Source organism: Acidisphaera rubrifaciens HS-AP3, assembly GCF_000964365.1.
Lineage (GTDB): Bacteria > Pseudomonadota > Alphaproteobacteria > Acetobacterales > Acetobacteraceae > Acidisphaera > Acidisphaera rubrifaciens.
Genome location: NZ_BANB01000742.1, coordinates 1 through 1684 on the forward strand (window position 1 = coordinate 1; position 1684 = coordinate 1684).

General features: G+C 74.5%; 2 protein-coding genes. Both read left to right on the plus strand.

All coding sequences use genetic code 11. The features are described 5' to 3' along the window. Positions 1-74: 74 nt before the first annotated feature. Positions 75-749, plus strand: coding sequence for a YdcF family protein (locus tag B8460_RS17145; RefSeq protein ID WP_048862836.1), 675 nt, complete (start codon positions 75-77; stop codon positions 747-749). Continuing rightward, positions 746-1468, plus strand: coding sequence for a lysophospholipid acyltransferase family protein (locus B8460_RS17150; protein WP_052945285.1), 723 nt, complete (start codon positions 746-748; stop codon positions 1466-1468). The genes B8460_RS17145 and B8460_RS17150 overlap by 4 nt, the downstream gene beginning before the upstream one ends. Positions 1469-1684 lie beyond the last annotated feature (216 nt).

A 1684-nucleotide genomic window follows, 5' to 3' on the forward strand; every position in this document is an offset into this window, starting at 1 on the left:
GGTCGGGTGGGCGACGGCGCAGGTGACGGTGCGGCGGTGGCTGCGTCGCCTGCCGTGAGCGCGGGCGCGGGCTGATGCGCCGGCTGCTGCGCCTGGGCGGCGTCCTTCTCGGTCTCGCGGTGCTGGCCTGGACGGCGGGCCTCGCATGGTTCATCCACGCCGCCAACGAGACGCCGACGATTCCCGCGCGGGCCGACGGGATCGTGGCGCTGACGGGGGGAGCGGATCGGGTGGAGACGGCCATGCGTCTGCTGGCGGACGGGCGCGCCGGCAAGCTGCTGGTCACCGGCATCGGCGGCGGGGCGGAGCTGCCGGAACTGGCGCGCCGCGCCGGGGTGGACGCGGCGTCGCTCGCGGGGCGGGTGACGCTCGACCGGACCGCGACCTCGACCCGCGCCAACGCGACGGCGACCGCGCTGTGGGCGCGGGCGAACGACATACGCAGCCTGATCGTCGTGACCGCCGGGTATCACATGGCGCGCGCGCTGACGGAGCTATCGCGGGCGCTGCCGGCGGTGCGGCTGCTGCCGGTGCCGGTGATGCCGCCGGCGATGCGCGGGCCGGGCGGGTTGCGCGACGCGGCGACGCTGCGGCTGATGGCGGAGGAATACATGAAATATCTGGCCGCGGCGGCCGGCCTGTCCGGCCCGCTGTCCGGCCACGGCTGGCTGCATGCCGGCCGGGTGCCGTCGACCGCCTCCGCGCCACCGCCCGACGCGCCGACCCGCGCCCCCGCGTGGGCCGGATGAAGGCGATCCGGTCGGGGGCGTTCCTCGTCTATTTCGTGGCCGTGACGCTGGTGCTGCTGGTGCCGGCGACGGTGCAGCGGGTGCTGTCACGGCCGGCGCGGCGGCAGAACCGGGCGCTGGCCTGGGCGCAGCGCTGGGCGCGCACGGTCGTGTGGGGGACGCGGACGCTGTGCGGCGTCACATGCCGGCTGGAGGGGGCGGAGCACGTGCCGCACGGGCCGGCGCTGATCGCCGCGCGGCACGAAAGCGCGTTCGATGCCTTTATCTGGCTGCTGGTGCTGCCGCGCTGCACCTATGTCGTCAAGCAGGAGCTGGCGCGGATACCGCTGCTCGGCAAGGTGATCCGGGCGGCCGGGATGATCGCGGTCGATCGCGCGGCGGGGGCGCAGGCGCTGCGGCGCATGGCAGCGGACGTGGAGACGGCGCTGGCGGCCGGCTTCCAGGTGGTGATCTTCCCCGAGGGCACGCGCGTGGCGCCCGACGCGCCCGTGGTGCTCCAGCCCGGCATCGCGCTGCTGGCGGCGCGGCTGGACGTGCCGATCCACCCGGCGGCGACGGATTCGGGGCGGCTGTGGACGCGGCGGACGCTCGACAAGCGGCCGGGGACGATCCGTCTCGCGCTCCGCCCGGCGCTGCCGCGCGGCCTGTCGCGGGCCGCGCTGATGACGGCGCTGGCGGCGGGGATGCGGCTCGATCCTGTGGATAAGTCTGTGGGATGATGCGTCCCGCGGCTCGCAGGGCGCTGTAGCCTCAAATCGTAATCAGCTGACTTAGATCAGATTTTTTCCGGATCAGGGCTGTTCGCGGCGGTTGATGGACGGCTGGGGATGACGTGCGGCGGCGCGCGCTGTGATAAGCACGCCCGCCCCTTTGGTCCGGAACGTCCCGCATGCGCCGTCTCGCCTGGCTGATCGCTCTGCTCGTCGTGCTCGGGG

Coding starts and splice junctions, on each gene's coding strand:
- B8460_RS17145 (WP_048862836.1), top strand. CDS start 75: ATGCGCCGGCTGCTGCGCCTGGGCGGCGTCCTTCTCGGTCTCGCGGTG.
- B8460_RS17150 (WP_052945285.1), top strand. CDS start 746: ATGAAGGCGATCCGGTCGGGGGCGTTCCTCGTCTATTTCGTGGCCGTG.